At 46.2% G+C, this 25,721-nt stretch carries 32 protein-coding genes; 24 read left to right on the forward strand and 8 right to left on the reverse strand.

The features are described from left to right. Window positions 1-63: 63 nt before the first annotated feature. From ATY38_RS08710 to pilQ, 5 genes are read left to right on the forward strand one after another with little or no spacing between them, the layout of a single operon-like run. Window positions 64-1,167, forward strand: coding sequence for a pilus assembly protein PilM (locus ATY38_RS08710; RefSeq protein WP_062558960.1), 1,104 nt, complete (start codon window positions 64-66; stop codon window positions 1,165-1,167). Further along, a complete protein-coding gene (locus ATY38_RS08715) occupies window positions 1,164-1,748 on the forward strand; it encodes a PilN domain-containing protein (protein ID WP_062558961.1) in 585 nt (194 codons plus the stop codon). Before ATY38_RS08710 ends, ATY38_RS08715 begins: the two co-directional genes overlap by 4 nt. 17 nt (window positions 1,749-1,765) lie before the next feature. Further along, window positions 1,766-2,380 (forward strand): type IV pilus inner membrane component PilO, encoded by a 615-nt coding sequence (locus tag ATY38_RS08720; RefSeq protein ID WP_062558962.1) that lies wholly within the window; start codon window positions 1,766-1,768, stop codon window positions 2,378-2,380. A 51-nt stretch (window positions 2,381-2,431) separates the two neighbouring features. After that, the gene (locus tag ATY38_RS08725; protein WP_256325590.1) at window positions 2,432-2,902 is read left to right on the forward strand and encodes a pilus assembly protein PilP; all 471 of its coding nucleotides are present in this window, start codon (window positions 2,432-2,434) and stop codon (window positions 2,900-2,902) included. Between the two features lie 31 nt (window positions 2,903-2,933). Continuing rightward, the gene (pilQ, locus tag ATY38_RS08730; RefSeq protein WP_062558964.1) at window positions 2,934-5,030 is read left to right on the forward strand and encodes a type IV pilus secretin PilQ; all 2,097 of its coding nucleotides are present in this window, start codon (window positions 2,934-2,936) and stop codon (window positions 5,028-5,030) included. A 6-nt stretch (window positions 5,031-5,036) separates the two neighbouring features. Here the strand turns inward: pilQ and trmL are convergent, their stop codons facing one another. Next, on the reverse strand, window positions 5,037-5,501 hold the full coding sequence (gene trmL, locus ATY38_RS08735; protein WP_062558965.1) for a tRNA (uridine(34)/cytosine(34)/5-carboxymethylaminomethyluridine(34)-2'-O)-methyltransferase TrmL: 465 nt from the start codon (window positions 5,499-5,501) through the stop codon (window positions 5,037-5,039). 21 nt (window positions 5,502-5,522) lie between these two features. Beyond that, window positions 5,523-6,209 (reverse strand): ComF family protein, encoded by a 687-nt coding sequence (locus tag ATY38_RS08740; protein ID WP_062558966.1) that lies wholly within the window; start codon window positions 6,207-6,209, stop codon window positions 5,523-5,525. Window positions 6,210-6,341: 132 nt separating this feature from the next. Here ATY38_RS08740 and bioB point away from each other — a divergent pair, with 132 nt between their 5' ends. The 6 genes from bioB (at window position 6,342) to ATY38_RS08770 (ending at window position 11,306) form a co-directional block, all read left to right on the forward strand. After that, window positions 6,342-7,352 (forward strand): biotin synthase BioB, encoded by a 1,011-nt coding sequence (gene bioB, locus ATY38_RS08745; protein ID WP_074702143.1) that lies wholly within the window; start codon window positions 6,342-6,344, stop codon window positions 7,350-7,352. Continuing rightward, the gene (gene bioF, locus ATY38_RS08750; protein WP_062558967.1) at window positions 7,353-8,519 is read left to right on the forward strand and encodes an 8-amino-7-oxononanoate synthase; all 1,167 of its coding nucleotides are present in this window, start codon (window positions 7,353-7,355) and stop codon (window positions 8,517-8,519) included. After that, window positions 8,516-9,286, forward strand: a complete 771-nt coding sequence (gene bioH, locus ATY38_RS08755) for a pimeloyl-ACP methyl ester esterase BioH (protein WP_062558968.1) — start codon at window positions 8,516-8,518, stop codon at window positions 9,284-9,286. Before bioF ends, bioH begins: the two co-directional genes overlap by 4 nt. Further along, complete coding sequence (gene bioC, locus ATY38_RS08760) at window positions 9,264-10,145, forward strand: malonyl-ACP O-methyltransferase BioC (RefSeq protein ID WP_062558969.1); 882 nt, start codon at window positions 9,264-9,266, stop codon at window positions 10,143-10,145. Before bioH ends, bioC begins: the two co-directional genes overlap by 23 nt. A gap of 1 nt (window position 10,146) precedes the next feature. Then, window positions 10,147-10,818 (forward strand): dethiobiotin synthase, encoded by a 672-nt coding sequence (gene bioD / locus ATY38_RS08765; protein WP_062558970.1) that lies wholly within the window; start codon window positions 10,147-10,149, stop codon window positions 10,816-10,818. Between the two features lie 77 nt (window positions 10,819-10,895). After that, complete coding sequence (locus ATY38_RS08770) at window positions 10,896-11,306, forward strand: hypothetical protein (RefSeq protein WP_062558971.1); 411 nt, start codon at window positions 10,896-10,898, stop codon at window positions 11,304-11,306. Here the strand turns inward: ATY38_RS08770 and ATY38_RS08775 are convergent. Then, the gene (locus ATY38_RS08775; RefSeq protein ID WP_062558972.1) at window positions 11,252-12,334 is read right to left on the reverse strand and encodes an IS110 family RNA-guided transposase; all 1,083 of its coding nucleotides are present in this window, start codon (window positions 12,332-12,334) and stop codon (window positions 11,252-11,254) included. The two genes, ATY38_RS08770 and ATY38_RS08775, sit on opposite strands and share 55 nt — an antisense overlap. Window positions 12,335-12,587: 253 nt before the next feature. Here ATY38_RS08775 and ATY38_RS08780 point away from each other — a divergent pair, with 253 nt between their 5' ends. From ATY38_RS08780 to ATY38_RS08790, 3 genes are read left to right on the forward strand one after another with little or no spacing between them, the layout of a single operon-like run. Continuing rightward, window positions 12,588-12,998: a hypothetical protein gene (locus ATY38_RS08780; protein WP_143023479.1), complete on the forward strand. Its 411-nt coding sequence runs from the start codon at window positions 12,588-12,590 to the stop codon at window positions 12,996-12,998. 24 nt (window positions 12,999-13,022) lie between these two features. Beyond that, complete coding sequence (locus ATY38_RS08785) at window positions 13,023-13,304, forward strand: DUF3175 domain-containing protein (RefSeq protein ID WP_062558974.1); 282 nt, start codon at window positions 13,023-13,025, stop codon at window positions 13,302-13,304. Between the two features lie 58 nt (window positions 13,305-13,362). Continuing rightward, window positions 13,363-14,001, forward strand: a complete 639-nt coding sequence (locus ATY38_RS08790; RefSeq protein WP_062558975.1) for a hypothetical protein — start codon at window positions 13,363-13,365, stop codon at window positions 13,999-14,001. A 98-nt stretch (window positions 14,002-14,099) separates the two neighbouring features. On the opposite strand, the gene ATY38_RS08795 is transcribed toward ATY38_RS08790, so the two are convergent. Next, complete coding sequence (locus tag ATY38_RS08795) at window positions 14,100-14,855, reverse strand: carbonic anhydrase (RefSeq protein ID WP_062558976.1); 756 nt, start codon at window positions 14,853-14,855, stop codon at window positions 14,100-14,102. A 191-nt stretch (window positions 14,856-15,046) separates the two neighbouring features. Between ATY38_RS08795 and ATY38_RS08800 the strand changes: the two genes are divergently transcribed. From ATY38_RS08800 to ATY38_RS08825, 6 genes are all read left to right on the forward strand, one after another. Continuing rightward, window positions 15,047-16,306 (forward strand): glycosyltransferase, encoded by a 1,260-nt coding sequence (locus tag ATY38_RS08800; RefSeq protein WP_062558977.1) that lies wholly within the window; start codon window positions 15,047-15,049, stop codon window positions 16,304-16,306. Between the two features lie 23 nt (window positions 16,307-16,329). Next, window positions 16,330-17,025 (forward strand): type 1 glutamine amidotransferase domain-containing protein, encoded by a 696-nt coding sequence (locus tag ATY38_RS08805; RefSeq protein ID WP_176767920.1) that lies wholly within the window; start codon window positions 16,330-16,332, stop codon window positions 17,023-17,025. A gap of 82 nt (window positions 17,026-17,107) precedes the next feature. Continuing rightward, window positions 17,108-17,707 (forward strand): hypothetical protein, encoded by a 600-nt coding sequence (locus ATY38_RS08810; protein ID WP_062558978.1) that lies wholly within the window; start codon window positions 17,108-17,110, stop codon window positions 17,705-17,707. 107 nt (window positions 17,708-17,814) lie between these two features. Continuing rightward, window positions 17,815-18,774, forward strand: a complete 960-nt coding sequence (locus tag ATY38_RS08815; RefSeq protein ID WP_062558979.1) for a hypothetical protein — start codon at window positions 17,815-17,817, stop codon at window positions 18,772-18,774. Between the two features lie 31 nt (window positions 18,775-18,805). Further along, window positions 18,806-19,021 (forward strand): DUF4177 domain-containing protein, encoded by a 216-nt coding sequence (locus ATY38_RS08820; RefSeq protein ID WP_176492769.1) that lies wholly within the window; start codon window positions 18,806-18,808, stop codon window positions 19,019-19,021. Window positions 19,022-19,024: 3 nt separating this feature from the next. Further along, window positions 19,025-19,408 carry a TM2 domain-containing protein gene (locus ATY38_RS08825; protein WP_062558980.1) on the forward strand — a complete coding sequence of 128 codons (384 nt, stop codon included), beginning with the start codon at window positions 19,025-19,027 and terminating at the stop codon, window positions 19,406-19,408. A gap of 55 nt (window positions 19,409-19,463) precedes the next feature. Here the strand turns inward: ATY38_RS08825 and ATY38_RS08830 are convergent, their stop codons facing one another. Next, window positions 19,464-20,714 carry an EAL and HDOD domain-containing protein gene (locus ATY38_RS08830; protein WP_062558981.1) on the reverse strand — a complete coding sequence of 417 codons (1,251 nt, stop codon included), beginning with the start codon at window positions 20,712-20,714 and terminating at the stop codon, window positions 19,464-19,466. Between the two features lie 309 nt (window positions 20,715-21,023). Between ATY38_RS08830 and ATY38_RS08835 the strand changes: the two genes are divergently transcribed. From ATY38_RS08835 to ATY38_RS08850, 4 genes are all read left to right on the forward strand, one after another. Then, the gene (locus ATY38_RS08835) at window positions 21,024-21,866 is read left to right on the forward strand and encodes a CPBP family intramembrane glutamic endopeptidase (RefSeq protein ID WP_235590440.1); all 843 of its coding nucleotides are present in this window, start codon (window positions 21,024-21,026) and stop codon (window positions 21,864-21,866) included. A 351-nt stretch (window positions 21,867-22,217) separates the two neighbouring features. Beyond that, window positions 22,218-22,766, forward strand: coding sequence for a CHRD domain-containing protein (locus tag ATY38_RS08840; RefSeq protein WP_062558983.1), 549 nt, complete (start codon window positions 22,218-22,220; stop codon window positions 22,764-22,766). Between the two features lie 295 nt (window positions 22,767-23,061). Next, the gene (locus tag ATY38_RS08845) at window positions 23,062-23,433 is read left to right on the forward strand and encodes a thiol-disulfide oxidoreductase DCC family protein (RefSeq protein ID WP_062558984.1); all 372 of its coding nucleotides are present in this window, start codon (window positions 23,062-23,064) and stop codon (window positions 23,431-23,433) included. 56 nt (window positions 23,434-23,489) lie between these two features. Next, window positions 23,490-23,696 carry a hypothetical protein gene (locus ATY38_RS08850; RefSeq protein WP_062558985.1) on the forward strand — a complete coding sequence of 69 codons (207 nt, stop codon included), beginning with the start codon at window positions 23,490-23,492 and terminating at the stop codon, window positions 23,694-23,696. 81 nt (window positions 23,697-23,777) lie between these two features. Here the strand turns inward: ATY38_RS08850 and ATY38_RS08855 are convergent, their stop codons facing one another. The 3 genes from ATY38_RS08855 to ATY38_RS08860 form a co-directional block, all read right to left on the reverse strand. After that, window positions 23,778-25,037: an NADH:flavin oxidoreductase/NADH oxidase gene (locus ATY38_RS08855; protein WP_082633069.1), complete on the reverse strand. Its 1,260-nt coding sequence runs from the start codon at window positions 25,035-25,037 to the stop codon at window positions 23,778-23,780. Between the two features lie 173 nt (window positions 25,038-25,210). Then, window positions 25,211-25,366, reverse strand: a complete 156-nt coding sequence (locus ATY38_RS16080; RefSeq protein ID WP_158441766.1) for a hypothetical protein — start codon at window positions 25,364-25,366, stop codon at window positions 25,211-25,213. Between the two features lie 63 nt (window positions 25,367-25,429). Beyond that, window positions 25,430-25,642, reverse strand: a complete 213-nt coding sequence (locus ATY38_RS08860; RefSeq protein ID WP_062558986.1) for a hypothetical protein — start codon at window positions 25,640-25,642, stop codon at window positions 25,430-25,432. Between the last annotated feature and the right edge of the window lie 79 nt (window positions 25,643-25,721).

A 25,721-nucleotide genomic window follows, 5' to 3' on the forward strand; every position in this document is an offset into this window, starting at 1 on the left:
TTTTACATATTCTGGCTCTGATAGGGCAACTTTTAATTTGCGAGTATCGCCGCTAATCAAACAATGTTCAAGGAAAATTTTACTATTGATCTGGGCTTCTTAAAAATGAAGTCTTCGCCATTGATCGGTGTGGACATCAGCTCCTCATCGATAAAAATGGTTGAGTTATCACTAACTGGTAAAGGAAGCCAAACTTATCGGATAGATCGCTATGTTATAGAGTCTTTGCCGGTAGATGCAATGCTGGATGGTGGAATTGCCAATATGGAAGCAGTGAGTGAAGGCATACTACGTGGCTGGAAGCGGATGGGAACTCGCTATAAAAATGTAGCATTGGCGTTGCCTACAACAGATGTAATTACAAAAAAAATAATTGTTCCGGCGGGGCAGCGGGAAGATGATTTAATTTTTCAAGTGGAAAATGAGGCCAGCCAATATATTCCATTTCCATTAGATGAGGTTGATCTGGATTTTCAAATCACCAGATCAATTTCCGATAGTTCAGAGGAAGTTGAAGTTCTAATTGCAGCATCACGTAAGGAGAAAGTCGAAGATCGTGTGGCAGCAGCGCTATCTGCCGGTTTAAAGGCCACGGTCATGGATGTGGAACCATATGCGGCGCAAGCAGCGTTTGAGTTAACGCTGAATCAATTGCCAGGAGGGGGGAAAGACCAGATAATCGCATTGGTTGATATCGGTGCAACGGTCATGAAAGTTAATGTGCTGCTCAATGGGGAATCAATATATTCCCGGGATCAATCCTTTGGTGGCAATCAACTAACACAAGAAATACATAATCAATTTAACCTCTCTCTGGAAGAATCTGAAGCAGCCAAGCGTAGCGGAGAGTTGCCTAAGAACTATCAAGTGGATGTTTTGCAACCATTCTGCGAGACATTGGCCATCGAAGTGATGCGCGCCATTCAGTTTTTTTATACCTCCACGCAATATACTGAAGTGAACTATATTTTCATAGCGGGGGGAAGTGCAGTCATTCCCGGACTGGATGCGATTATTGCAGCACGGACGCAAGTCAGCACTCTGATTCTGAATCCTTTTGCAACTATGGAATTGTCGAGTCGTATTATCCCACGGCAATTGAACCTCGATGCACCTTCCCTTTTGATTGCTTGCGGTCTGGCTTTAAGAAATTTTGATCCATCATGATTCGTATTAACTTACTGCCTCATCGTGAACTTAAACGTAAAGCAAGACAGCAGCAAATCGCAGTGCTGGCCGGAATGGTCGGATTTTTAGGTTTGCTTGTAGTTTGGGGTGTTCATGACATGATTGCTGAAAAAATAGAATTTCAGAATAGCCGTAATCAATACTTAAATGAGCAGGTTGCGATTTTGGATAAAGAGATTGCAGAGATCCGAGAAATTAAGAATCAGACACAAGAGCTGCTAACACGTAAACAAATCGTGGAGACCTTGCAAAACAGTCGATCCGAGGTTGTTTATTTACTGGATCAATTGGTACGGCTGCTTCCCGATGGCGTATATCTGCAAAGTATCAAACAAGAGGGGCATAACATTACTTTAGTTGGATATGCGCAATCCAATGCATGGGTATCGACACTGATGCGCAATCTTGAATCTTCACCATGGCTTGAGTCGCCATTATTGATAGAAATCAAAGCAATGACGATCAATAATGTGCGTCAAAATGAATTCAATATGAAAATAAAACTCAAGCAAGCATCAGTCAATGATGTGCAAAATTCTTCTTTTAATGCCGCCGGATAGAATACATACAAGCTGAGATGAATAATTTACTCATAGAATTGCGTCAGCTAGATATTAATCAAGCTGGGAATTGGCCGGCGGTATTTAAGATTGCCGCATTGGTAATATTATTTGTTGCGATCATCGTGGCAGGGCATTTTCTGGTTTGGCAAGATCAGATCGAAACGCTGAGAAATATACATGCTGAAGAAGAAACGCTAAAAAACACTTACCTGGTTAAGAAAAATAGTGCTGTCAATCTATCTGCTTTGCGTTTGCAGTTGAAAGAAATTGAGCAATCTCTTAGTGCGTTGTTAAAACAGCTTCCTGATAAATCGGAAATGGAAGCGCTATTGGTGGATATTAATCAAGCTGGCTTAGGTCGTGGCTTGCAGTTTGAATTATTTAAGCCCGATGCGCAGGAAACGATTCATGCATTTTATGCCGAGTTGCCAGTGTCAATCCGAGTGACCGGCAGTTATCATGATATTGGTGCATTTGCCAGTGATGTTGCGCAATTGTCACGAATTGTCACGCTAAATGACGTTAGCATTTTGCCTGCGAATGATGGGAAGCTGGTATTGGATGCGGTTGCAAAGACATTTCGTTATCTGGACGAGGAAGAAATATTAAAGCAGACGGGAAGCAAATAAATTATGATTAAAAACATATATCTGCTAGTATTATCTATAATTTGGTTGAGCATGATAACTGGGTGCAGTCAGAATGATTACAGCGATCTGGAAGCGTTTGTACATAGCTCGGGGGAGGGCTTGCAAGGTAAGATCGATCCATTGCCTGAAGTTATTCCATATAAATCTTTTACTTATCAGGCATTTGATATACCTAGCCCTTTTGTGCCACGCAAAAATAATCAGGTACAGGCGCTTACAAGTGAAATTCAACCTGATTTGAATCGGCGTAAGGAGTTTCTGGAATCCTATCCGCTGGAGAATTTATCTATGGTTGGCTCATTACAACAGAAAGATATGATATTTGCTGTAATAAAATCACCGGATGGAGCACTATACCGTGTAAAGGTTGGTAATTATTTAGGTTCGAATTTCGGGAAAATTAACCATATTTCGGAATCGGAAATTAAACTATCAGAAATCGTACAAGATGGGGTGAATGAATGGATTGAAAGGACGAGTGTACTTACGCTGAAAAATTAGCAACGTAACAACCATTAAGCTAACAATAGCTATGAAAGGGTATGGCCTTAATATGGTATTTGCTGCAATATTAATTTGTTTCTCAGTGGTAATTTTTTCTCCGCAAACGGTAATAGCAGAGGCACTTCATAATAGTATCCGTTCAATCGATATTTCTACCTTCCAAAATAGCGAGGTAATTGCAAAGATTACTCTCGATTATCCGCTCCAGGCACTTCCGACAGGGGTGGCTCTGGACAATCCAAATCGTATTTATTTTGACTTTTATCAGGTTTCCAACGGATTAGGAAAGAATGAACAGGAAGCTGCTGAAGGGGATTTGCGCAGCATAAATGTCGTTCAAGTAGGTGATAGAACACGGTTGGTACTAAACCTGGCTAGGTTAATGCGACATGAAATCATAGCACAGGAAAATATACTGTTAATCAAACTGCTCACTGTTCCGGAAAATCGAACATCTACTACTGTTGTGCGATTCGCTGAGGAAACTTCTAACACCCATATGAATAGGCTACAGGATATCGATTTTCGCCGCGGTGCGAATGGTGAGGGCCGCATTGAGGTTGATATGACAAAAGCCGGCGCAAGTGTTGATGTGAAGCAACAAGGCGATGATGTTTTTGTCGAGTTTGTCGATACGTTACTGCCAGGTAGTCTCAGAAGGCGCTTTGACGTGATGGATTTTGCTACGCCTGTGCAGATCATTGAAACATCCAAGAAGGGAAATAATGTCCGCATGCATGTTAAATCCGGTGGACGTTGGGAGCATTCCGCACGTCAATCAGGCACAAGATTTATTCTTGAAATACGGGCGCTGACCGAAGATGAAGAGGAACAAGCGAAAAAAAGACGTGCTAATGGTGGGTATACCGGTGAAAGATTGTCGCTCAATTTCCAAGATGTGGAGGTTAGGGCGGTGTTGCAAGTAATTGCTGACTTCACCAATTTGAATATTATCGCCAGTGATTCGGTGGGAGGAAATCTAACCTTAAGATTAAAGGATGTGCCTTGGGACCAGGCGCTTGATATTGTGTTGCAGGCGCATGGATTGGACAAGCGTAAAGTGGGTAACGTTATTTTTGTGGCGCCGCGAAAAGAGATGGCAGACAGAGAATTGCTCGATGTGGAAGCACAAATGCAAATAGCCGATATGGAACCGTTGCGCTCAGAAACTTATCATCTGAATCATCGTAGAGTTAATTCAATTTCGTTTGAAGGCATGCTGAGCAGACGAGGTACGATCAATATGGATGAGATTAGCAATACAGTGACAGTTACCGACATTCCTGCCCGAATAGATGAAGTTAGGAAGCGCATACAGAAGCTGGATGTGTTTGAAAGACAAGTCATGATTGAAGCGCGTATTGTCGAAGCGACAGATAATTTTAGCCGCAATCTGGGCGCGCGTTTTGGTATACAGAATGCAAGTGGTCTGGGTGATCAAACTTTGGGGGTTTCGGGTAATGTAACAGGTTCAAGCGCTCTTGCTGCCGGAGGCGGGGTAAGCGGGGCCAACAACCTGAATGTGAATTTACCCGCGGCCGCGGCTACTGGTTTATTGGGGGGACCGGCGGCACTGGGTTTGAGTTTAATGAAAATTAATAATAACCGATTAATTAATCTTGAATTGTCGGCATTGGAAACGGATCAGAAAGGGAGAGTGATAGCCAGTCCGCGTGTAGTTACGGCCCATGGCGTCGAAGCGATTATTGAACAAGGTGATCGGATTCCCTTCCAACAAGCTACGAGCAGTGGAGCGACGAGTATTCGCTTTATGGATGCGACACTTCGATTAAGGGTAAAACCATTGATTACCTATAATGGTCAGATTGATATGGAATTGAATGTCAATCAGGACAGAATTGGTGCGATTATTAACCAATTTCTACCGCCGGCGATTAATACCAAGCAAGTAACCACTAAAGTATTGGTGGAAAATGGCGGAACCGTGGTGATTGGTGGCATTTTTGACCGAACTGAGAATCGAGTGGTCAATAAAGTACCAATGCTGGGTGATATTCCGGTACTCGGTCACGTTTTTCGCAATACAACCAGAGTCGACAATAAACGCGAACTATTGATTTTTGTGACCCCCCGCATTTTAAATGACAGTTTGAATCTGCAATAGAGTTGCTCAGATTCCCATGGAAAAACCAGACTGTCGCCATGCTTCATAAGCGATGATGGCGACAGTATTGGATAAATTAAGACTGCGACTATTGGCCATCATTGGTACCCGAATGCGCTGCTGTTCCGGGAAGGTATCTATAATATGCGAGGGCAATCCTCGGGTTTCTGTGCCAAACAGAAAAGTATCTCCTGCGGTGTAGGTTACTTTGTCATAGCCCTGTTTCCCTCGTGTGGTGATTGCAAACATTCGATGATCCCGCAGGCTGTGGCAACAATCTGCCCAACTATCATGTACTTTTATTTGAGCAAATTCATGATAATCCAGGCCTGCGCGTAATAATTGCTTATCTTGGAGTGGAAATCCTAAAGGTTTGACAAGATGTAATTGCATGCCGGTATTGGCGCAGAGACGGATAATGTTACCTGTATTGGGTGGAATCTCAGGTTGGTAGAGGATAATGTTGTACATACGGAGGCGATTATTGGCCTGTTATAATGAATGCGGACCTATTTGATTTTTTTCGGACAAAGCCCGGGCTATTATCCAGTTGCTGACTTCAATTACACCGCGTTTACGTAGTGTTTTTGCCAACTCATTCAATGTAGCGCCCGTTGTCATAACATCATCAACCAGCGCAACATGCTTGCCGGAAAGATCTATTGTACAATCAAAAGCGCTGCGAATATTTTTCTGTCTGTCTTTCCAGGGTAATCCGGTTTGCGGAAGTGTATGCTTGATGCGAGTACAGCTATCGGGTAATACAATAATGCCCAGGGACTTTGAAACATAACGACTGATTTCCATCGCCTGATTAAATCCGCGTTCACGTAATCGGAGAGGATGCAAAGGCATCGGGATAATGACATCCGGCAGTATATCGGTGGTCTTTAATTTTTTTATGAGCAGATTTGCCAGAATCGACGCCAAGAAAAGATTAGTTCGATATTTTAATGCATGAATCAACGCATCGATAGGAAATGTGTAACGCAGGGCCGCGATGGTGCGTGTGAATGCAGGGGGGTTATTCAGACAGGTGCCACATATTTCCGAGGTTGGGACTGGCCACAGGCAAATAGGACAATGATTTTCTGGCAGTTGCGGCAAGTCGAGCATGCAGGATTCGCAGAAATCCTGATTTGTCGTTGCGCCGCATAGCACACAATTTATTTGAGTCATGATGAGGATAGCGTCGATCTGTTATGAACAAAGGGTAACGGAAAAATTGACAGGGCCACTTGAATCCTTGATCATCCAAAGTATTGATGGTAGAAGATCGTGTTTACTTAAAAAGAAGGTAGATTAATCGGCATGAATTTGAATTCACTTATCACAAATAACGTAACGCAAGGCAATCCAGGCAATATTACCGGGGAATCGCAGAATTCCGAGTTTTGGAATGTGACCGAGGTTGAGTCGTTGTTGAATGCGCCTTTTAACGATTTGATTTTTCGTGCGCAGACGGTGCATCGTCAGTACCATGATCCGAATGGCGTGCAATTATCCACGCTGATTTCCGTGAAGACAGGCGGTTGTCCGGAAGATTGCGGCTATTGTCCGCAAGCGGCACGCTATCATACCGGTGTTGAAAATCAGGACATGCTGTCGCTGGATGAAGTGGTATCCGCTGCGACAGCAGCAAAAGACAAAGGGGCATCGCGGTTCTGTATGGGTGCCGCCTGGCGTGGTCCGAAGCAGCGCGATATCGAAAAGATGACTGAAATGGTGCGTGCGGTCAAGTCACTGGGTCTGGAAACCTGTGCCACACTGGGTTTATTAAAGCCCGGACAAGCTCAGCAACTGGGAGAAGCAGGGTTGGATTATTATAATCACAACCTTGACACAGCGCCTGAATATTATGAAGAAATCATTACCACGCGGCAGTATCAGGATCGTCTGGATACATTGCAACAAGTGCGCGAGGCCGGAATCAATGTATGTTGTGGCGGTATCGTCGGCATGGGGGAAACGCGCCGTTCACGGGCCGGATTAATCGCTCAGTTGGCGAATATGAATCCTTATCCCGAATCGGTTCCGATCAACCATTTGGTGCAAGTTGAAGGCACACCGCTGTATGGTACCGCAGCGTTAGATCCACTTGAATTCGTTCGTACTATCGCCGCTGCGCGGATTACTATGCCGAAAGCAATGGTGCGCTTATCCGCAGGACGGCAGGAAATGTCCGAAGCCATTCAGTCATTATGTTTCCTGGCGGGGGCAAATTCCATTTTCTATGGCGATAAGTTGTTGACGACGGGAAATCCCGAAACTGACCGCGATCGAGCGCTGATGGAAAAATTGGGACTTCACGCACTGTCATAGATGTTTCCTGACCTGTCCGAGCAATTACGCCAGCGTGAACAGCAAGGCTTGTTGCGACAGAGAAAAATTCTCGAAAGCCCGCAATCAACCCATGTCACTATGGATGGGCGTGATTATCTGGCTTTCTGCAGCAACGACTACCTGGGGCTGGCCAATCACCTGGATTTGATTGAATCAGCCAGTAAAGGCGCACGGCGTTATGGTGTTGGTGCAAGCGCATCTCATTTGATCAATGGCCATTCTTCCGCGCATCATGTTCTAGAAGAAGCACTGGCGGAATTTACCGGATTTCCGCGGGCATTGCTGTTTTCTACCGGTTACATGGCTAATATCGGTGTTGTCACAGCATTAGTTGGTCGCGAGGATGCTATTTTCGCCGATAAACTGAACCATGCCTCGCTGAATGACGCAGCGTTGTTATCACGCGCTGAGTTTATCCGCTATCCGCATGACGATCTTGCGCGACTGGAACAGCAATTGTCTTCGAGCAACGCGCGACGCAAATTGGTGATCTCAGACGCAGTATTCAGCATGGAAGGTGATATCGCACCAATTTCTGAACTGCTAGCAGTATGCGAGAAACATCAAGCCATGTTGTTATTGGACGATGCGCATGGCTTTGGTGTGTTGGGCAGGCAGGGACGTGGCAGCTTGTTTTTACCGGATTGTACCCCTATCCATTCGCCAAATATCATTTATATGGCGACCTTGGGAAAGGCTGCTGGCGTATTCGGAGCCTTTGTCGCAGCGCAAGCGGAAGTTATCGAAACGCTGATTCAATCCGCACGCAGTTATATTTACACCACGGCAACCCCACCTTTGTTAGCTCAAGCGCTAATCACCAGTCTGAAATTAATTCAACAGGATGAATGGCGGCGGGATGCGTTAACGCAAAATATCGTGCGATTGAGGGAAGCATTGCAATCGTTGCCTTGGAAGTTATTGCCGTCCAGTACCCCGATCCAGCCTTTGCTGATAGGGGAAAGCGCTGTGGCGGTGTGCATCAGTCAGCGTTTGCGCGAACGCGGGATTCTGGTGCCAGCCATTCGTCCGCCGACGGTTCCGCCGAATACGGCGCGATTGCGTATTTCATTGTCCGCGGCGCATCAACCGCACGATGTCCTGTGCTTGGCGGAAGCATTGCAAGAAATCGCATTGCAGGCATGACGCAGCTGCATATTGAATCCTTGGGGCATGGCCCCGATCTGGTGTTATTGCACGGTTGGGCCATGCACAGCGGGATCTGGAGCGGGGTTCAGGATCAGCTGGCACAACAGTTCCGCTTGCATCTGGTGGATTTGCCGGGGCATGGGCTGAGTCCTATGTCCGAGCCCGGCACATTGGAACATTGGGTCGAAATTATTACGGAAATTCTACCCGAGCGTTGCATGCTAGGCGGTTGGTCATTGGGTGGGCAGATCGCGATGGAATTGGCGCTGCGTGAACCGCGACAGGTGCAGAAACTGATTCTGATTTCCACCACCCCGTGCTTTGCCAAAAACGAGGATTGGGAATCAGGCATGGAGCGCAAATTGCTGCAGCTTTTCCTGGAGAATTTGAAACTTAATTATGCGACGACCATTAACCGGTTTCTGACCCTGCAAATGAGTGGTGATCGCGGTGCGAGCAAGATTCTGTCGCAATTGCACAAGCATTTTTTTCAGCGTGACGAGCCAAATCCAGTCGCATTGGAGAAAGGATTGAAGATCTTGCAGCAAAGCGATTTGCGTGATCGGATCGCCGCAATCCAACAACCGGTTTTATTATTGCATGGCGAGAATGACGTGATAACCCATCCTGCTGCTGCCGATTGGATGCACGAACAATTACCTCAATCCCGGCGAGTGATGTTTGCGCACTGTGGGCACGCGCCGTTTTTATCCTATCCTGAACAATTTGTGACTTGCCTCAATGAATTCCGAATACACGCTTGATAAAAAACAATTGCGCACTGCATTCGGGCGTGCCGCCCATAGTTACGATCAGGCGGCAGTGCTGCAACGTGAGATCAGCCACCGCATGCTGTCACGCCTGGAATACATCAAATACCGGCCCGATATCATTCTCGACGCAGGCAGCGGCACCGGCTACGGCAGCCAGCAATTGGCCAAACGCTATCCGAAAAGTCAATTGATCGCGCTCGATATTGCCTGGACGATGCTGTCACATGCGCGCCCCAATACGGCTTGGTGGCAACGCGTGCTACCGTTGCAGCAGCAACGCGCGGATTATGTGTGTGCCGATATTGAGCAGCTACCGATTAAAAATGAGAGTGTCGGCATGGTGTGGTCGAATCTTGCATTTCAGTGGTGTAACGATCTGGAACATACGTTCGCCGAGATGCATCGCATTCTGCGCACGGATGGCCTGCTGATGTTCAGCACCTTCGGTCCGGATACGCTGAAAGAGTTGCGCCAAGCGTTTGCGCGCATCGATGGCTACCAGCACGTCAATCGGTTTGCCGACATGCATGACATCGGCGATATGCTGGTCAACAAACGCTTCTCCACGCCGGTGATGGACATGGAATACATCACCCTGACGTATGACGACGCGGTCAGCGTGATGCGTGACCTCAAAGCCATCGGCGCACATAACGTGTTGCAGGGCAGGCAGCAGGGATTGATGGGAAAAAACAAGTGGCAACAAGCCATTAGTGAATACGAAAAACTGCGTCGTGATGGCAAGCTCCCCGCCACTTTTGAAGTGGTGTACGGCCATGCCTGGAAACCATTCGATCCGCGTTCGATTCTGACGCCGGAAACGCGCCGGCAATTGGGTCTGCCGCCTTGAAATGAGTCAAGGCTACTTTATCACCGGCACCGACACCGGTATCGGAAAAACCACCGTCAGTTGTGCGCTGCTGCACGCATTTGCCGCACAAGGCAAGAAAGTCGTCGGCATGAAACCGATTGCCGCAGGTAGTGAGAATGGAAAGTGGCTGGATGTCGAACACTTACTCGTCGCCAGCGACATAAGCGTTACACGTCAGCAAATCAACCCCTATGCATTCGATCCACCCATTTCTCCGCACCTCGCTGCGCAACAGGCGGGTATGGAAATTGATCTGACGGTTATTCATCATGCTTACTTGGAACTGAGCAGCAAAGCGGATATCGTCATTGTCGAAGGCGCCGGTGGGTTTCTGGTGCCACTCAATCAGCAGCAGACTGGAGCGGATTTGGCAAAGCTGTTGAATCTTCCAGTGATCCTTGTGGTCGGCATGCGTTTGGGTTGTTTGAGCCATGCGCTACTGACGGCGCAGGCTATACGAGCTGACGGTTTGACTTTGGCAGGATGGGTGGCGAATTGTATCGATCCGCAGATGCTGGTTTTACAGCAAAACATTGCGACGTTGGAACATCAGCTGGATTGCCCATTGTTGGGAGTTTTACCGTTTGATTTAGAAATGAGTTTGCAAAAAAATGCTAGGCTTCTGGATTCTTGGACATTGGAAAGCTATTGAATAATAGGTCTATACATCAAATCTGAAAGAGAAAATAGTTGAAATCCCTGATGGTTGCGCGTGGGTAAGAAATTGAGATGAATAGAGATGAATCTGTCGCAAAAAACTATTTGGAGAAATATTACGATAATGTCAAATTTGAACCAGACGGTAATATTCCTCCTGATTTTTTGATAGAAAATTCTATTGGCGTAGAAGTAAGAAGGCTTAATCAGCTATATTACTTTGATACTGGAGAAGCAAAAGGGTTAGAAGAAACGGCAATACCGTTGCGTGATAAAGTGAAAAAAGTATTATTAAATTATGATGCGAAAGCTGGAGGTAATAATTTCTGGGTAGGATTGCGTTATAAGAGAGATAAAGGAAAATTAAATATCTCTGAGAAAAAGATTAAGGAAGCAATCGATGCTTTCCATAGATGCCCTTCTAAATGTCAAGCTGCAATTTGTGCGCTATTGATTAAATTATTTCTCTTTCTCAAAGTGTAATATACCTCTCTTGCGATATAACGTTTAAGGCAACGAAGTGCTTCAAGTTTAGTGTGACCCTGAGTTAAACGCTTTTCAACATACTCTTTAGTTCTGGCGTCTATCCGCAATCGTCCTATAGCAATAATATGCAGCGCGCTGTTAGCCGCTCTATCACCCCCACGATTTAACCTGTGCCTATTGACCTTGCCTGATGAGGCAGGAATTGGATTGACACCACACAACGCCGCAAAGCTAGCTTCAGACTTTAAGCGTTCCGGATTGTCTCCTATGGTAATGAGTAGCTGTGCCGCAGATTCATATCCAATGGCTTTGCCTGTAATCAGTTCGGGGGCTAATTCATCAACAATGACGGAAATCATCACATCCAAATCTGCAATTTCGTCATGTAACTCCAAATATCGTCGTGCAAGCGATTTCAATGCAATTTTGTATGCAGTTGATATATCACGATACCCACTCAGATCTGGTCGCCAGGCAGCAAGGGTACGGATTAATTGCATTCGAGTCATTGTGCGTAGTGATTCACGAATCGCTTCTGGCGCAGAGATAATATTCATTTGGATCATTTGTAGTGCGATACGGCGATCTGCAATGGCGGTCTTCCTACACATCTTGAGAACCCGTAGCGATTCGACCATGCCATCACGCGTTTTAGGTGTGACGGTGCGTATACCAGCAAATGCTGCATGCGCCGCATTTTCCGCATCAATTGTGTCGTCTTTACCACGTTTGCGCCGAATTGTTTTATCTGGTGCAGTAACCTCTAAAATTTCGATATCAAATTGTTGTAAATATCTTAACAAGCCTACACCATAAGTCCCTGTGCATTCTATTCCAATGCGCTTGACCTCACCAAAAGATTGCATCCAATCCAACATTGATTTATAACCCTGTCGCGTCGTTGGGAAAGAATTACTGGAAAGTACTCGATCATAGGCATCGACTATAGCGACGAAATGAAGATCTTTGTGTGTATCGACTCCCCCAACAATGGTTTGATGATTGGATAATGATTGATTATTCATTTTCGTTCCCCATTTTGAATACAGTTATTGATAGGGATTCACCGAAACCGATTGTCAGGACAAGACAGTAAAGAGATAAGCGATCAGGCCCTTCTTGGGTCACAGACAAAGGCGAGGTGAAACCTCACCGTCAGATGTTGCCAAGTAACCGACAGATCCGAGGAATGACACAAATTGTGGTCGATCAGAGTGGGGGTCAGGAAACTTGGCAACCCTTACGGCACCAGAGCTCCAATAATTACTCATTCAATAATTGAGTCAACTCATTATTGAAATCTGGTGCATGTATTCTTACTGTCAGAATGAAGCTATTCCTTTCAAATATAAAATAAATGAGAACGTATTAATTAGATTCATTAAAAGAGGATCTAAAACAACGCATAGATACGAACTTGGGATTGAATCTGATCTCGATGCTGGAGGCTGGGTAGTAAATATATGTTCAGATGCGATTAGACATTGCATCGAAGAGAAAGAGAGAAAAATAATGCCTTATATTTCTAAATATGGCCGCTGGTGGTTACTGTTAGTTGATCATATGAATTATACGAAAAGTGAAGATCAAGTTGATATTGTTAAAAATATCTCTAAGCCTTCATGCTTTGAGCGAATCATAGTAGTTAATTATGATGGAACATCCCAAGTTATTGACTTATATAAATAAGAGATCAACATAATCGTAAATTTCATGTATCCAGAGACTTTCCCTCATGGGTCACAACAAATCACCAAATCCAGCCATGCATTGGATCTCGAGCCCGGCGTGTTCATCGGGATTGATCCGCGTAAAATCGCGTTGTCGTTGAAACATTCTGCCGACAGTAGCCAGGGGCGTAAGGCTGTGCCGTTTGCATCGGCGATGCCCATGTTGAATTTTTATATTAACCGGGCGGGAAAGCATTTGTCCGTGCAGCAAAGGGAAATACTGGAAAAAGCCAAGGATGAGTTGCGGGAATTGTATGGAAAATGACCCGTCAAAATGTGATGTTTTTTTATAATCCGTTTCTTCGTAATATATTGTTAGTTTCATGAGTTATATCGATTTAAGCGACCATCAATTCACTCCCAACGGTTATTGGAATCAACCGTTGGAAAGCTCGAAGCCACCGACAGCCCGGGAGCTTGCGTTGTTTGATCAGAACGGTTATGACCTGACCGATCTGGAGCAACGCTACGCCGAGGTCAATTGCGTGCTTGCGAAAGCACATCGCGAGCATCGGCGTGCTTTAAAGTCACCCTGGTTCACGCAACCGGAGCGGGTAGAAGGTGCCGTGTTGAATCACAGCTTGTTGTTTGAACGTAAAGGGTACAGCGGTGAAGCTTTGGAGCAATTAGAGCAATGGGCGCAAGCGAACCCGCTGGTGTATAAAATCATCCGGATGCGTCCCAAGTGGGGGTTGGATTTCAGCATGGACTACGTGGATCGCGCTGGCAATGTATTTGAGGTATTGCACTGGGAATATGATGGTTTTGACTTTGAGGAAGTGGAAACACGCAAACAGCAGCTGGAGCCCAAGCTTGCCGCTATCGATTGGGACGATGCCGCTGCCAGTATTCTGAAACTGAAAGACCAATGGCATCATCTGGATTTTTTTGCGCAAAGCGATTGGAAATGCAATTACTTTGGCATCGTCAAAGAGCGCTTCAAGATGGTGATTTGGGAGTAAAAAAGCGCTGGATCAATGAATTCTCAGGTACTTACGACTCAATCGTATCAGCGGTAATTTTTTAAGATGATTTGCGCAGGTAATTAATCAGCATTTCCTTAAGCCACCATATCGACCTTTCCTGTCTTCAGGTTGTATACACCACCGACTACAAGAAGCTTTTTCTCCGCTACCAATCGACTGAGGATGGGTGTTTGTTTTTTCAATTCCTTTACATTTTGTATGACGTTCATTTTGACGACATCATCGATGCGGTTCTTCGATTGCTTGTCAATCGCTCTTACCGCCGGTGCTAAGGCACTGGCGATCGATTGAATATGCCCTGGAAATTGCGTGCTGTTATCTGAGGCATCAATTGCAGCTTTGATCGCACCGCAGCTTTCATGACCCAATACCATAATCAGTGGAGTATGCAAAACAGCCGCTGCATATTCGAGTGTAGCAACAAAATCTGTCGTCAAATAATTTCCGGCAACCCGGGCGACAAACAGATCCCCTCGTTGCTCGTCAAAGCAGAATTCAGGGCTCACTCTTGAATCAGCGCAGCTTAATATGCTGGCATAAGGATTCTGGCCGTTGACCAAAGCTGCGCGTTCATCTTTAAAATTCAATGGTGTGGAGAGGCCGGCAACATAACGATCATTACCCGCCATCAATCTTTCCAGAGCCGCTTCCGGTGTGAGTACATTTTCCGGTTGAGGCGGCGTCGTAATACCGCCTGATGCGGCCATGACCTGATGAGTTGCTGCGATTCCCAGCCCCAGCGCGGATGCCATGGTGAGTTTTAGAAATGAGCGCCGTTGCTGATTTTGTTGCGGATTACTGTTTTCCGGGAGGTTGGATAGTTTGCACACTTTTTGTTCTTTTCCTTAAAATAATGAATGTATGAATTGCTTCTATTGTATAAGAACATACAACGCTTGCGAATAAATGAGGCGATAATAAGCATACGAAGCTGTAAAATACATTTCCCTTTTTCTTCAGCATTGCGTCATGAGGAGTAGGCTCAGCTTTAGCATCAACCCGCTATTCTAGAAAGAATTTTATGCGATTCACTGTCGTCACATACGGAACCGAAGGTGATTCTCGTCCGCTGGTCGGATTATGCCGTGGTTTGCTGAATGCAGGTCATGAAGTCCAGTTTTTTGCTGATCGATCCACATTGGCGGTTGCTCAGGCGCAGGGAATTTCCTTCCATGCGTTGAGTGGCGATATGAAGGCAACAGTCGGCCCCGAGGGAGCATTGTCGAAACTGATGCGAAAAGGGGGCGATGTTACGCAGCTGGCCAAGGCGGTTGCACTTATTGCGGATGAGAATACGGTTGAATGGATGCGGGAAATCACCACTCAAACCCAAGCTTCGGATGCGATTCTGTTTTCAGGCATCGCGAGTTATGTCGGGTTATCGGTGGCGGAATATTTGCGTATCCCTGCTTTTGGGCTGGGCCTTTGGCCGATGTCACCGACCCGCGCATTTCCATCTCCGTTGTTGCCGCCCTGGCAGATGCCTGGCTGGTTGAATCTGTTGAGTCATCATGCGGTCAATGCGCTCATGTGGTGGTCATTCCGCAAACGAATAAATGAGGCGCGCCGCGAGGTGTGCGGGCAAATGTCGCGTCAGCAGATGTGGCGTGATTACCCGGTGCTTTATGGCGTTTCGCGCTATCTCATACAGCAACCAGCCGACTGGCCCGAGATGTGGAAAATATGCGGTGCATGGTTTGTCGATTCCGAAGCCTGGGAACCGCCAGCGACTTTGGCCGAGTTTTTAGACGCCGGCGAGCCGCCGATTTATGTCGGCTTCGGTAGCATGGCCGGGTTCGATCGGGAGAAATTTCTGGCTGCAATTATAGAAGCGGTAGCCGGACGGCGTGCATTGTTCTATTCCGGTTGGAGCGGCATTAATCCTGTAGAGCTGCCGGGAAATTTCCATGTGGTTGGTGATACGCCGCATCATTGGCTGTTTCCTAGAACTTCGATGGTGATTCATCATGGTGGTGCGGGTACATCGCATACCGCATCCCGCGCCGGAGTACCGTCAGTCGTTATTCCATTTGCCGGAGATCAATTCTTTTGGGCTGATAAATTGGCTTCGACGGGGATTGCGCCAAAGTACGTGCACCATACCAAGATTAATGCGCGGAAACTTTCCAGTATGATCGACTTTGCCGCAAAGCCCGAAGTAGCCGGGCGCGCGAAAGCGTTGGGCGCAGCGATGGCGCAGGAAGATGGTGTTGCATGCGCGGTACATTATATTGAAAAACACATGACTGAGGTGTTTGGATTTCCAAGGGCTTCTCGATAGATCATGATTTACAGGAAAAAATAATGATGCGTAAAAAGATTCTTGTTGTTCTTACCAGCGTTGAGAAATATCCTAATTTGAAACGGGCTACGGGTTTGTGGCTTGCTGAGGCAGTTCATTTCGTCAAAAAAGTAGAAGAAGCGGGCTATGAAGTTGATTATGTCAGCCCGGCAGGGGGTTATACGCCGATTGATCCGCATAGCCTTGCGATGGCGGATGATACCGATTGGAATTGGTATCACGATAAAGCGTTCATGAACCGCCTCGGTGCAACACTGAAGCCAATCGACATCAATCCGGATGATTATATTGCAATTTATTTTTCCGGCGGTCATGGCGTTATCTGGGATTTTCCGGACAATGAGGCGTTGCAATCCATCAGTCGCAAAATTTACGAGAATGGGGGTTATGTGTCATCGGTTTGCCATGGCGCCGCAGGTTTGTTGAATATCAAACTTTCTGATGGCAGCTTGCTCGTGAAAGGGAAGAAAGTCACCGGTTTTTCAAACGAAGAGGAAAAGCTTGCCGAACTGGATCAATATGTGCCCTTTCTCACCGAAACGGAATTGATCAATCGTGGCGCGGTTTATCAGAAGGCGACTGAACCCTGGGCGGTGTTTGCGGTGCAGGATGAAAGACTGATTAGCGGACAGAATCCGGCTTCTGGTGCTGCTGTAGCCGAGTTGTTGATAAAGACTTTGGAGAGAAGCGATGATTGATAGGGCATTTTGTTTTTCTAATCAGATCATTTTGCAGTATACCCATGAGCCTTTGATGTTCGGCAAAAAGTATTAAACAATCATGTATTACAAACCTGTTTTTAGCATCATCGCCATTGCGCTTACATTGATAGCTTTTATTCCCTATATCCGTGCGATTCTGAATGATACGGTCAAGCCGCATGTGTTTTCCTGGATTATTTGGGGTGCAACGACGTTGCTGATTTTTTTGGCGCAGCTTGAGGACAAGGGTGGCGCAGGCACATGGCCGATTGGTGTTTCAGCGGGTATTACAATATTCATTGCTTATCTGGCTTATTTGAAACGTGCAGACGTAAGCATTACCCGAACGGATTGGTTATTTTTTATCTCAGCGCTGTCTGCGTTGCCATTGTGGTATTTTACGTCAGATCCGTTGTGGGCGGTCGTGTTGCTGACAGCGATTGATGTCATTGGATTCGGTCCTACCGTCAGAAAAGTTTATCATTTTCCTTATTCGGAATCATTGCTGTTTTTTGCCCTATTCACGGTGCGTAACACACTGGTGATACTGGCACTGGAAAATCTTTCGGTTACAACGCTATTATTCCCCGTCGTCATGGCAGCGGTGTGTGTTTTTCTGATCGTTTTAATTTCGTATCGCAGGCGGGTTCTTACAACGCTCAAAATAGAATCGGTTTGATATGGAAGCGATTCAGATACTCTATTGCCGTGCTATGATGGAATGCAAACCCGTTGAGGGGAAATGGTTTCCGTTATCCAATTCCGCTTATTTGCAGGGAGGTGATCATGGCTGATATTTTCTTTGACGTAAACAGCAATATTCGTGCGGTGGGTTCTATTCGCCGCGGCGCCGATGGCAATCCGCAATCCCTCGATGCGTCCATTGCGGATGGCGATACCATTGGTTTTCATTGCGCCGGAAGCGGGTCGTTGCGTTTTCTGGGCGTGGATACGCCGGAAAAAAATTTTCAACTACCGGATTCGCAAGCACATCGCCGTCTTGATTCTGAGGAATGGGAAACTTATTTGACGGATCCATTCTTGCCCCACTTTGGCCCTTATAATCTTGATGCTGATCTTATCGCTCACTTGCGTGCCAGCATCGGTCCAGGTACAGGCATCAATCATCGTTTCCACGGGAACAACGCCGAGCAGGCATTGATTGCGCACGTGCAAGCCGATATGGATGCATTGGGGCAAGATCCTGGTACGTTTGGATATTTCCTGTCTTTTTCCTTCGAGGTATTTGATTCTTATGGACGTTTCCTGGCGTTTATCAATCGCAACCAACCCGAGGCTCATATTCCTGGCCCACGACCGTTTTCTTACAACGAACGGCAGTTGGAGAGAGGTATGGCGTTACCGTATTTTATCTGGCCGAATATTGCGCCATTCCGCAAAGAATCATTGTTGGAATCTGTTTTTGCGCCGGGTACGGCAAGACAGACCGCGGAGGCGAGCGCGGATTTAAGTCGTGCCCGTAATTTTGTGCGTCAGGCACGCGCGAACGAGATGGGTGTGTTCAATCCAGCCGATCCATTGCGTCTCGAGGCATTTGAAGTGCGCTATCTGGGACGGCGCGAATTGCCTAGCCGCGCAGTGATTGATTTGAGTCGTGATGATGATGTCATCCTGCAAGCGCAGCATTACTTCCGCATTCCTAATGCAGAAGACCGGTTGTTTATTCCGCCTGCATTCGTTCCTTTGTTCGTCACGCGTGGGTGGCGGCTTGAAGGTTGGTTTTGAAAAACATTTTACTTAAATCAAAGGAGATTGAATGATGGCTTACAAGGAATACAAAGTGCTGCACGTGACAGAAGGGGGAGTGGGAACCATTTTCCTGGGTGCATCCGGCATTCCGATCAAACGATTGGAAACAACACTGAATAAAGAGGCCGCCGATGGCTGGACGCTGGTGTTTCAGTTTGTCGAGCAGAAGCGGTTTTTGCTGTTCTGGAAGCGTGAAGCGGTGATTATTACGCTGGCACGCTAGTGTATGAGATCGAAAGAGGCGGTACAGGAAGAGGAAGAGCGTCTGCGCAAGCTGGTGCGCGAATTGCCGGATGACAAACGACTGCAATTTTTCCAGCAAGTCGAGACAGATCTGAAAGATCCGGATACTTATGCGACGCTCAATTTTTTATTCATTGCCGGATTGCATCATTTTTATCTAGGCAAATGGTTCCGGGGTTTAGTCAATTTGAGTATTTTTTTTCTGGGAGTCATTTTGCTGTTTACGCCTGCGGTTATTCTGGGCGTGTTTTTGTTGCTTGCTGTTACGATAATCGAACTCAAGGCCTTGTTCAATTCACAGATTGTAGTCCAAGAATATAATAACGACGTAATGGAAAGAATTTACCGTGCGCTTATAAGAAGTTAATCTGTCCGGTTGATTGTCGCCGATCAGAAATCAGTATGCCGCACTAGAATACAATCTAATTCATAGTTGAAGGGGTGCGCTCGGACCACCCACTTACTTGTGATTCGATGTCGGATAATTCATTCAGACTCAGGAAATCCAGTTCGGATAATAGGGAATGAATCAATTCTGTTTCGCCTTTTTCTTTCGCTTCTATTAATTTCAATGCTTGGCCCAAGCGTCCGTGGCGGCTCAGTAAGGCCTGATTCATGTCATCAGAAATTCCTAATTTGTTGACGATTTGCCGCATTTCGATGCCCAATAATTGATCCAGAAGAGATAAAATACCTACCATATAGGCGCGTTCATGATGATTCTTATCATGAGGGCGTTCGGCTTTTGCAATTAATTCCATCAATTTCCCGCGGGTTACAGCGGTTTGTGTGATTTCATCAGACAGACTATCCGCCGACTGGTTGGAGGTATACAGCAAAAGTTGTATCCATTTCTGTAACTGTTTGCGTCCCATTAACTGAACAGCTTGTTTAATGGAATTAATTTTTAATGGTAAACCGTCGCTACCGGAATTTACCATACGTAACAGGTTGTAACTCAAACCAGGCTGATGTTTAAATTCTTTCTCAATTTCGTCAATATCACTATCCTGCTCGTTATTCTGCATCACCAAGGCTAATAGCTTTAATAAGGGTATCTTGCCAGGGTCAGCCCGTTTGACAGACATTACTTCGGGTTTTGCGAAATAATATCCTTGAAACATTTGGAAACCTAATTGCCTGCAATGTGCTTCCTGTTCCTGGTTTTCAACTTTTAGTGCCAGAAGTAATACCGGCCAATGATTGAGCTGATTGACCAGCTGGGTGAGTTGAGTTCTGGTCAGCGCCAGAACATCTATTTTGACGACACTGACCAAGGGTAACAGCAATTCAACCTGACTGTTGATAGCTACGATATTGTCGAGTGCAAACTGGTATCCTTTTTGTTTTAGTTCTTTACAGCGCTGTAAGAACTCTAGTGTAATGGATGCGGGTTCCTTGACTTCCAACACGATGTGCTTGCTGGGCAGTAAACTAATGATGTCACTCAGGATGAGATCAGGATCTGCGTTGATAAAACCACGCTGATGACCTAACACGTTGTAGATTCCAAACTTGCCGTAAGCATTCACAATAACGTTCGCGGATGCCGACAGGTCATTGGTGACATGAGCGGTTTCTTCAGCTTCTTCCTGTCTGAACAGTAACTCAAATGCCACCAGATTGTGATTACGATCTAGAATGGGTTGGCGGCCAAGGCAGATGCTTTGCATAAACTCCTCCAGAATAATCGATTGCGGCGCATAACTTTATGTTATTTGATGCTATTGCTAAGATCTGAAAGAAACTTAAACGGTGCGTGCAGATGAAAATCTTTTTTCAAGCAGTGGAGCATATCGCAAAGCCGATGGTTGCTTTGTGAGAATAAAACGGGTTTTTGATGGCTAAATAGCAAATTTGATCATGCGCTTATTTTTTTATTACCTTTTTCAATGAAGATTATTTTTTGGTATTTGCAAGAATATGTAAAGACTGTAGATAAGTGGTTGTTATTTTTTTGCAGTGTATGGATTAGTCTCTTGATGGTTCTGAATTATCAGTGGGATATTGAGCGTGTCATGATCGTTGGTATGAGTTCTCGGTATTATCAATTTATTGCGCTTTTTACCGTCTACTGCTGCGCTTTTGTCGTTCCCTATTTATTTGCCATCCAATTCAGGAAACATGTGATCACCCCTGCGCCTGCATTTTGGTTGTTGTTGCTGTTTGCGCCAGCTTTATTTGCGCTCAAAGTGAGCATTGCCAATCCGCTGGAAAATATGTTGCAAGGCGTCTGGGGTGATTATTTGACGGTGGTGACTACATTGCCATTCAAATTTCTGGTCGTGCTGATCCCATTGGCAGTTTTATACCAAATACTTCCCACACAACCCAGTTTCTGGGGTGCAACAGTCAAAGATATTCGATGGAAACCTTACTGCATAATGTTGATGCTGATGATACCGCTGGTCATTTTTGCCAGTATGCAACCGGATTTCCTGAATGCTTACCCACGATTAAAGCAAATTGCTTTTATTGTGCCGCATACGGACAACTTGCCGGTGTATCAACTGTTGTACGAGATCAGCTACGGGATCGATTTTGTGACCATTGAATTATTCTTCCGCGGTTTTCTGCTATTCGCTTTTGTACGCTACGCCGGAGCAGCGGCAATTTTACCGATGGCTACGTTCTATTGCAGTATTCACTTCGGTAAACCGCTGCTGGAGTGTATTTCCTCCTTCCTGGGTGGATGGATATTGGGCGTTATTGCCTATAGAACCCAATCCATCGTGGGAGGATTGGCAGTGCATCTGGGAATTGCCTGGATGATGGAAATCGGAGGATATATGGGAAATCTCTGGTTGGGGCGGAATATTGCATAAATACTCGGAAATGAAGAGAGTAACTATGAAATGAAAAAGGGTTAAGGAAATTCCGGAAGCAGCACTCAGGCTTCTGTGGCAGTGTCTTACAAGGAATGTCAGTGCTCATGAGTACAGGGTGGAAAGAATATCGTTTCTCGGATAATTTGTTAGCCAGTCAAGTTTGTAATTCTCTAATATTAACTGTTGCGGTTAGCGATTGAATTCACCATACTATGAATGCACCCAACGATGTTTGGTGTTGTTCTTCGTAGCACAAGGATTCTTATTTTGAACTTCAACACCATCTTGAGTTTTTAAATTAGAAAATATCACTAATGAAAGGTGGCAACTTTATTAGGAGAATATAACATGAAGAACTTGTATATTAAGCTGTTTTTGTTGGTGGCGTTGTTTTTTGGGTTAAGTGCCGTATATGCCGCAAATGAGTTGAAATTCGAGGCGGACTTAAGCGGCGCGCAAGAGGTTACCACTCCCGCAGGCGGAGTGGCTACCGATGCTACCGGCACAATTGAAGTTGAATTTGATGCGGCGTTGACCAAAGCACAGTTTCGTCTCACTGTGCGTAGTGGTAGCGGGATCACACAGGCACATTTCCACTGTGCATCTGCAGGTGTGAACGGACCAATCGTGGCCTTTCTCTTCGGTCCGGTAGATCCGCCAGTGGATGTGGGCGAGGGATCAGTTGAGGTTACTCTGGATAACAGCGATATCTTATCGCCTGCAACGCCTGAGGCAATTGAAGCCTGTGGTGTACCGCTTAATAACATCGCTTCTCTGGCTTTCGCAATGCGTGCTGGAAAAATCTACGCGAATGTGCATAGCACGACTTTCCCGGCAGGTGTGATTCGGGGGCAACTACTGGAAGATAAGTCTGATGACTCTGACTCGCTTCAGTAGTAGGGTAGAGTGAATCTACTATCATGATCTGATGTCAGATGGTTTGAGAAGATCATGGGGTAATTGATTCTTCAGTCAAGTCTGATATCGTTGTGCCGGGTGTTTTTTGCCCGGCACAACGCATTATGTAAGGCACATTAATCAACATGAAGTGCCCGTGCAGGTTTTGAATTTGGCATTCGAATTCTTTTTTCTGCTTGCTTTACAGCCCGGCTCACAGCAATAAGAAGGCATGTAAAATGCAAGTCTGACCCCGTGTTCCTACTGTTTTGGTGCTTAATCAAGGGGATTGATAATGCGTGAAGGTAAAGAAAAAATCACCGTCTATTATGATGGCGCATGTCCCAGTTGTATCAAGGATCGGAAGAACTATGAAAAGTTAGCTGGGGAAAGTGGGGAAGACGTATGCTGGTTCGATATCACCGGGCAAGACAAACATTTGCGTGACATCGGTATCGATCCACACTTGGCCTTGACTCAGTTGCATGTTCGTGATGAACATCAAAAAATAGTTTCCGAACTGGATGCTTATATATTGTTGATGTCCCGGGTATTCTTATTAAAGCCGCTGGCTTGGTTCATCGGCCTGCCAGTGATTCGGCCATTGCTTTCGTCACTTTATCACCGGATGGTCAACCGGCGTCTGGAGAGGAGCGGGCGCTTGTAGATGGATGAGAAACGATATTTCCAAGGTGAAGACGGTGTGAAACTCGCATACCGGCGATGGACGCCGGTGCAAAGCAGGCGGAATACGCCATTCTTGTCTGGCTGCGTCGGCTTCATGAAGCCAACACTACGCAACTAAAAGAAATGCTGGCATGGTATGTGGATATCTGTGGTTACCCATGTGAAATATCAACAGATCCTAGTAAGAGCTTATACGGTGATGCCGAAAAGATCCGCAAACATTCTATGGAACGGTATGCTTAGTCATATAGCTTCTTGAAAACCTCCGGCAAAGTGAATAATCCACTCATCAAGGTGTGTGTGCAAATTAAACCACTACAATATCTATTTTGTCCGCCGCTTAACAGCATAACCATATTGGATAGGCCATTCGGGTTCTATCCCTAACGTGTGCTGCGCCTTGAGCGCCCAGTACGGCTCCCGCAGTAACTCTCGACCGATAAAAACGAGATCTGCCTGGCCGCTGGTAATGATTTCATCTGCGTATTGCGGATCGGTAATCAGTCCTACCCCGCCTGTGTGGATTTGTGCTTCATCACGGATTTGTCGGGCAAATGGAACCTGGTAGCCTCTGGCAACCGGAATTCTTGCATCCGGTGTCGAACCACCGGATGAGACATCGATCAGATCCACCCCAAGTAACTTCAGTTCTTTGCACAGAATAATCGATTGTTCTATATTCCAGCCCCCATCGACCCAGTCGGTTGCAGAGATTCGCACGAAGAAAGGCAGTTTGGATGGGATAACATCGCGGAGGCGCTTGGCAACCCTTAGCAAAAGTCGCATGCGATTTGCCAGGTTGCCGCCATAATTATCAGTGCGATGGTTGCTTAAAGGCGATAGAAACTCGTGCATCAGGTAGCCGTGTGCTGCGTGAAGTTCTATTACTTTGAAGCCCGCATCCAGCGCACGTCGAGCGGCTGCTCCCCATGCATCAACACAATACTCAATATCTGTTTCCGACATGGGTGTTGGAACCGGGTCGTCAGCGTAAAACGGCGAAGAACTGGGACCAATCACTGGCCAGCCTCCTTCCGCCGGCGTTTTCAGGCTGCTGCCGCCATTCCACGGGGCATCACAACTGGCTTTGCGCCCGGCATGTGCGAGCTGGATGCCCGGAATCGCACCTTGCATCTCCACAAATCGCGCAATGCGAGCTAGCGGCTCGATATGTTCATCTTTCCAGATTCCCATGTCTCCCGGTGAAATGCGTCCTTCAGCCGTAACTGCAGTGGCTTCAACAACCACAAGCCCTACGCCCCCGATTGCCCGGCTGCCCAGATGGACGAGATGGTAGTCGTTGGCAAAACCATCGTGGGCGGAATACATGCACATGGGCGACATTGCGATCCGGTTGCGGAAAGTAACGTCGCGAAGGGTAAGTGGGGACATCAGGTCCACTTCCGGAATTTCTCGGTCGTGCTCGCTCTGACATTGTGTTTGGATGGCGGCATTGCTTAGCTGACGATCGCTGATGGGAGCGGCTGTTGCAACTTCCGTGGTGGAACTGGCGGTAGGGCCTGCCCTGCTTAGAAGGTCAGGAGTTCCAGCTGTGTCGTGTTTGTTCTCGTCGTAATGGGACATGATTTTTTCCTCATTGAAAAATTGCCAGTGGCCTTTTGATTTTCCTGAAATATTCGTAGCGGAGCATTTGCTTTTTGGGTGCATATCCGCTCTGATGCTCTCAAGGCTGTTACTTGAGGATTGGTATTTGTGAAACACATCTTCTTCAAGGTGATAGCGTCCCACGGTAGATGCTAGGTTATCCCACGACCTGCAACATCGGTGACCTCTGAGACATCGTTAATCAGCCTGACCACGTGCGGCATATCCATTTCTCCTACCGGGAAAGCTTCGTACGAATCCTTTTCTGGATCCAGTTCACCAAAGAATACTGATCGAAATTTTTTCATCCATTGGTAGAAAGATAGCTCCTTGTGCCTTAAGCGTCAAGTAGTTACAATCTTGGCACGTAGTCACCACATTTTCATAGCTTCCAGAAATTCCTTCGGCCAGCGGTAATGAATATTTGTATTGATGCTTTCCCGGCGACATAGCTCAGCAATTTTGTCTTCGCCTCGATGATCCTCCAATTCGGATGCGAATCTTTCCTTCGACTGAATAATAACGGCGGGCTGCGCGACGAAAATCCCCTGCTGTTTTCTCAACATTGCGTTTGATATGATCATTCTTTGTCATCATCGTTACTTAGTTGGAGAACAATGAATCAAAACTATCTCTTACGCAATCAGGCTATTTTGTCCAATT

Source organism: Nitrosomonas ureae, from assembly GCF_001455205.1.
GTDB lineage: Bacteria > Pseudomonadota > Gammaproteobacteria > Burkholderiales > Nitrosomonadaceae > Nitrosomonas > Nitrosomonas ureae.

Coding starts and splice junctions, on each gene's coding strand:
- ATY38_RS08710 (WP_062558960.1), top strand. CDS start 64: ATGTTCAAGGAAAATTTTACTATTGATCTGGGCTTCTTAAAAATGAAG.
- ATY38_RS08715 (WP_062558961.1), top strand. CDS start 1,164: ATGATTCGTATTAACTTACTGCCTCATCGTGAACTTAAACGTAAAGCA.
- ATY38_RS08720 (WP_062558962.1), top strand. CDS start 1,766: ATGAATAATTTACTCATAGAATTGCGTCAGCTAGATATTAATCAAGCT.
- ATY38_RS08725 (WP_256325590.1), top strand. CDS start 2,432: ATGATAACTGGGTGCAGTCAGAATGATTACAGCGATCTGGAAGCGTTT.
- pilQ (WP_062558964.1), top strand. CDS start 2,934: ATGAAAGGGTATGGCCTTAATATGGTATTTGCTGCAATATTAATTTGT.
- trmL (WP_062558965.1), bottom strand. CDS start 5,501: ATGTACAACATTATCCTCTACCAACCTGAGATTCCACCCAATACAGGT.
- ATY38_RS08740 (WP_062558966.1), bottom strand. CDS start 6,209: ATGACTCAAATAAATTGTGTGCTATGCGGCGCAACGACAAATCAGGAT.
- bioB (WP_074702143.1), top strand. CDS start 6,342: ATGAATTTGAATTCACTTATCACAAATAACGTAACGCAAGGCAATCCA.
- bioF (WP_062558967.1), top strand. CDS start 7,353: ATGTTTCCTGACCTGTCCGAGCAATTACGCCAGCGTGAACAGCAAGGC.
- bioH (WP_062558968.1), top strand. CDS start 8,516: ATGACGCAGCTGCATATTGAATCCTTGGGGCATGGCCCCGATCTGGTG.
- bioC (WP_062558969.1), top strand. CDS start 9,264: ATGAATTCCGAATACACGCTTGATAAAAAACAATTGCGCACTGCATTC.
- bioD (WP_062558970.1), top strand. CDS start 10,147: ATGAGTCAAGGCTACTTTATCACCGGCACCGACACCGGTATCGGAAAA.
- ATY38_RS08770 (WP_062558971.1), top strand. CDS start 10,896: ATGAATAGAGATGAATCTGTCGCAAAAAACTATTTGGAGAAATATTAC.
- ATY38_RS08775 (WP_062558972.1), bottom strand. CDS start 12,334: ATGAATAATCAATCATTATCCAATCATCAAACCATTGTTGGGGGAGTC.
- ATY38_RS08785 (WP_062558974.1), top strand. CDS start 13,023: ATGTATCCAGAGACTTTCCCTCATGGGTCACAACAAATCACCAAATCC.
- ATY38_RS08790 (WP_062558975.1), top strand. CDS start 13,363: ATGAGTTATATCGATTTAAGCGACCATCAATTCACTCCCAACGGTTAT.
- ATY38_RS08800 (WP_062558977.1), top strand. CDS start 15,047: ATGCGATTCACTGTCGTCACATACGGAACCGAAGGTGATTCTCGTCCG.
- ATY38_RS08805 (WP_176767920.1), top strand. CDS start 16,330: ATGATGCGTAAAAAGATTCTTGTTGTTCTTACCAGCGTTGAGAAATAT.
- ATY38_RS08810 (WP_062558978.1), top strand. CDS start 17,108: ATGTATTACAAACCTGTTTTTAGCATCATCGCCATTGCGCTTACATTG.
- ATY38_RS08815 (WP_062558979.1), top strand. CDS start 17,815: ATGGCTGATATTTTCTTTGACGTAAACAGCAATATTCGTGCGGTGGGT.
- ATY38_RS08820 (WP_176492769.1), top strand. CDS start 18,806: ATGATGGCTTACAAGGAATACAAAGTGCTGCACGTGACAGAAGGGGGA.
- ATY38_RS08825 (WP_062558980.1), top strand. CDS start 19,025: ATGAGATCGAAAGAGGCGGTACAGGAAGAGGAAGAGCGTCTGCGCAAG.
- ATY38_RS08830 (WP_062558981.1), bottom strand. CDS start 20,714: ATGCAAAGCATCTGCCTTGGCCGCCAACCCATTCTAGATCGTAATCAC.
- ATY38_RS08835 (WP_235590440.1), top strand. CDS start 21,024: ATGGTTCTGAATTATCAGTGGGATATTGAGCGTGTCATGATCGTTGGT.
- ATY38_RS08840 (WP_062558983.1), top strand. CDS start 22,218: ATGAAGAACTTGTATATTAAGCTGTTTTTGTTGGTGGCGTTGTTTTTT.
- ATY38_RS08845 (WP_062558984.1), top strand. CDS start 23,062: ATGCGTGAAGGTAAAGAAAAAATCACCGTCTATTATGATGGCGCATGT.
- ATY38_RS08850 (WP_062558985.1), top strand. CDS start 23,490: ATGGACGCCGGTGCAAAGCAGGCGGAATACGCCATTCTTGTCTGGCTG.
- ATY38_RS08855 (WP_082633069.1), bottom strand. CDS start 25,037: ATGTCCCATTACGACGAGAACAAACACGACACAGCTGGAACTCCTGAC.
- ATY38_RS16080 (WP_158441766.1), bottom strand. CDS start 25,366: ATGAAAAAATTTCGATCAGTATTCTTTGGTGAACTGGATCCAGAAAAG.
- ATY38_RS08860 (WP_062558986.1), bottom strand. CDS start 25,642: ATGATCATATCAAACGCAATGTTGAGAAAACAGCAGGGGATTTTCGTC.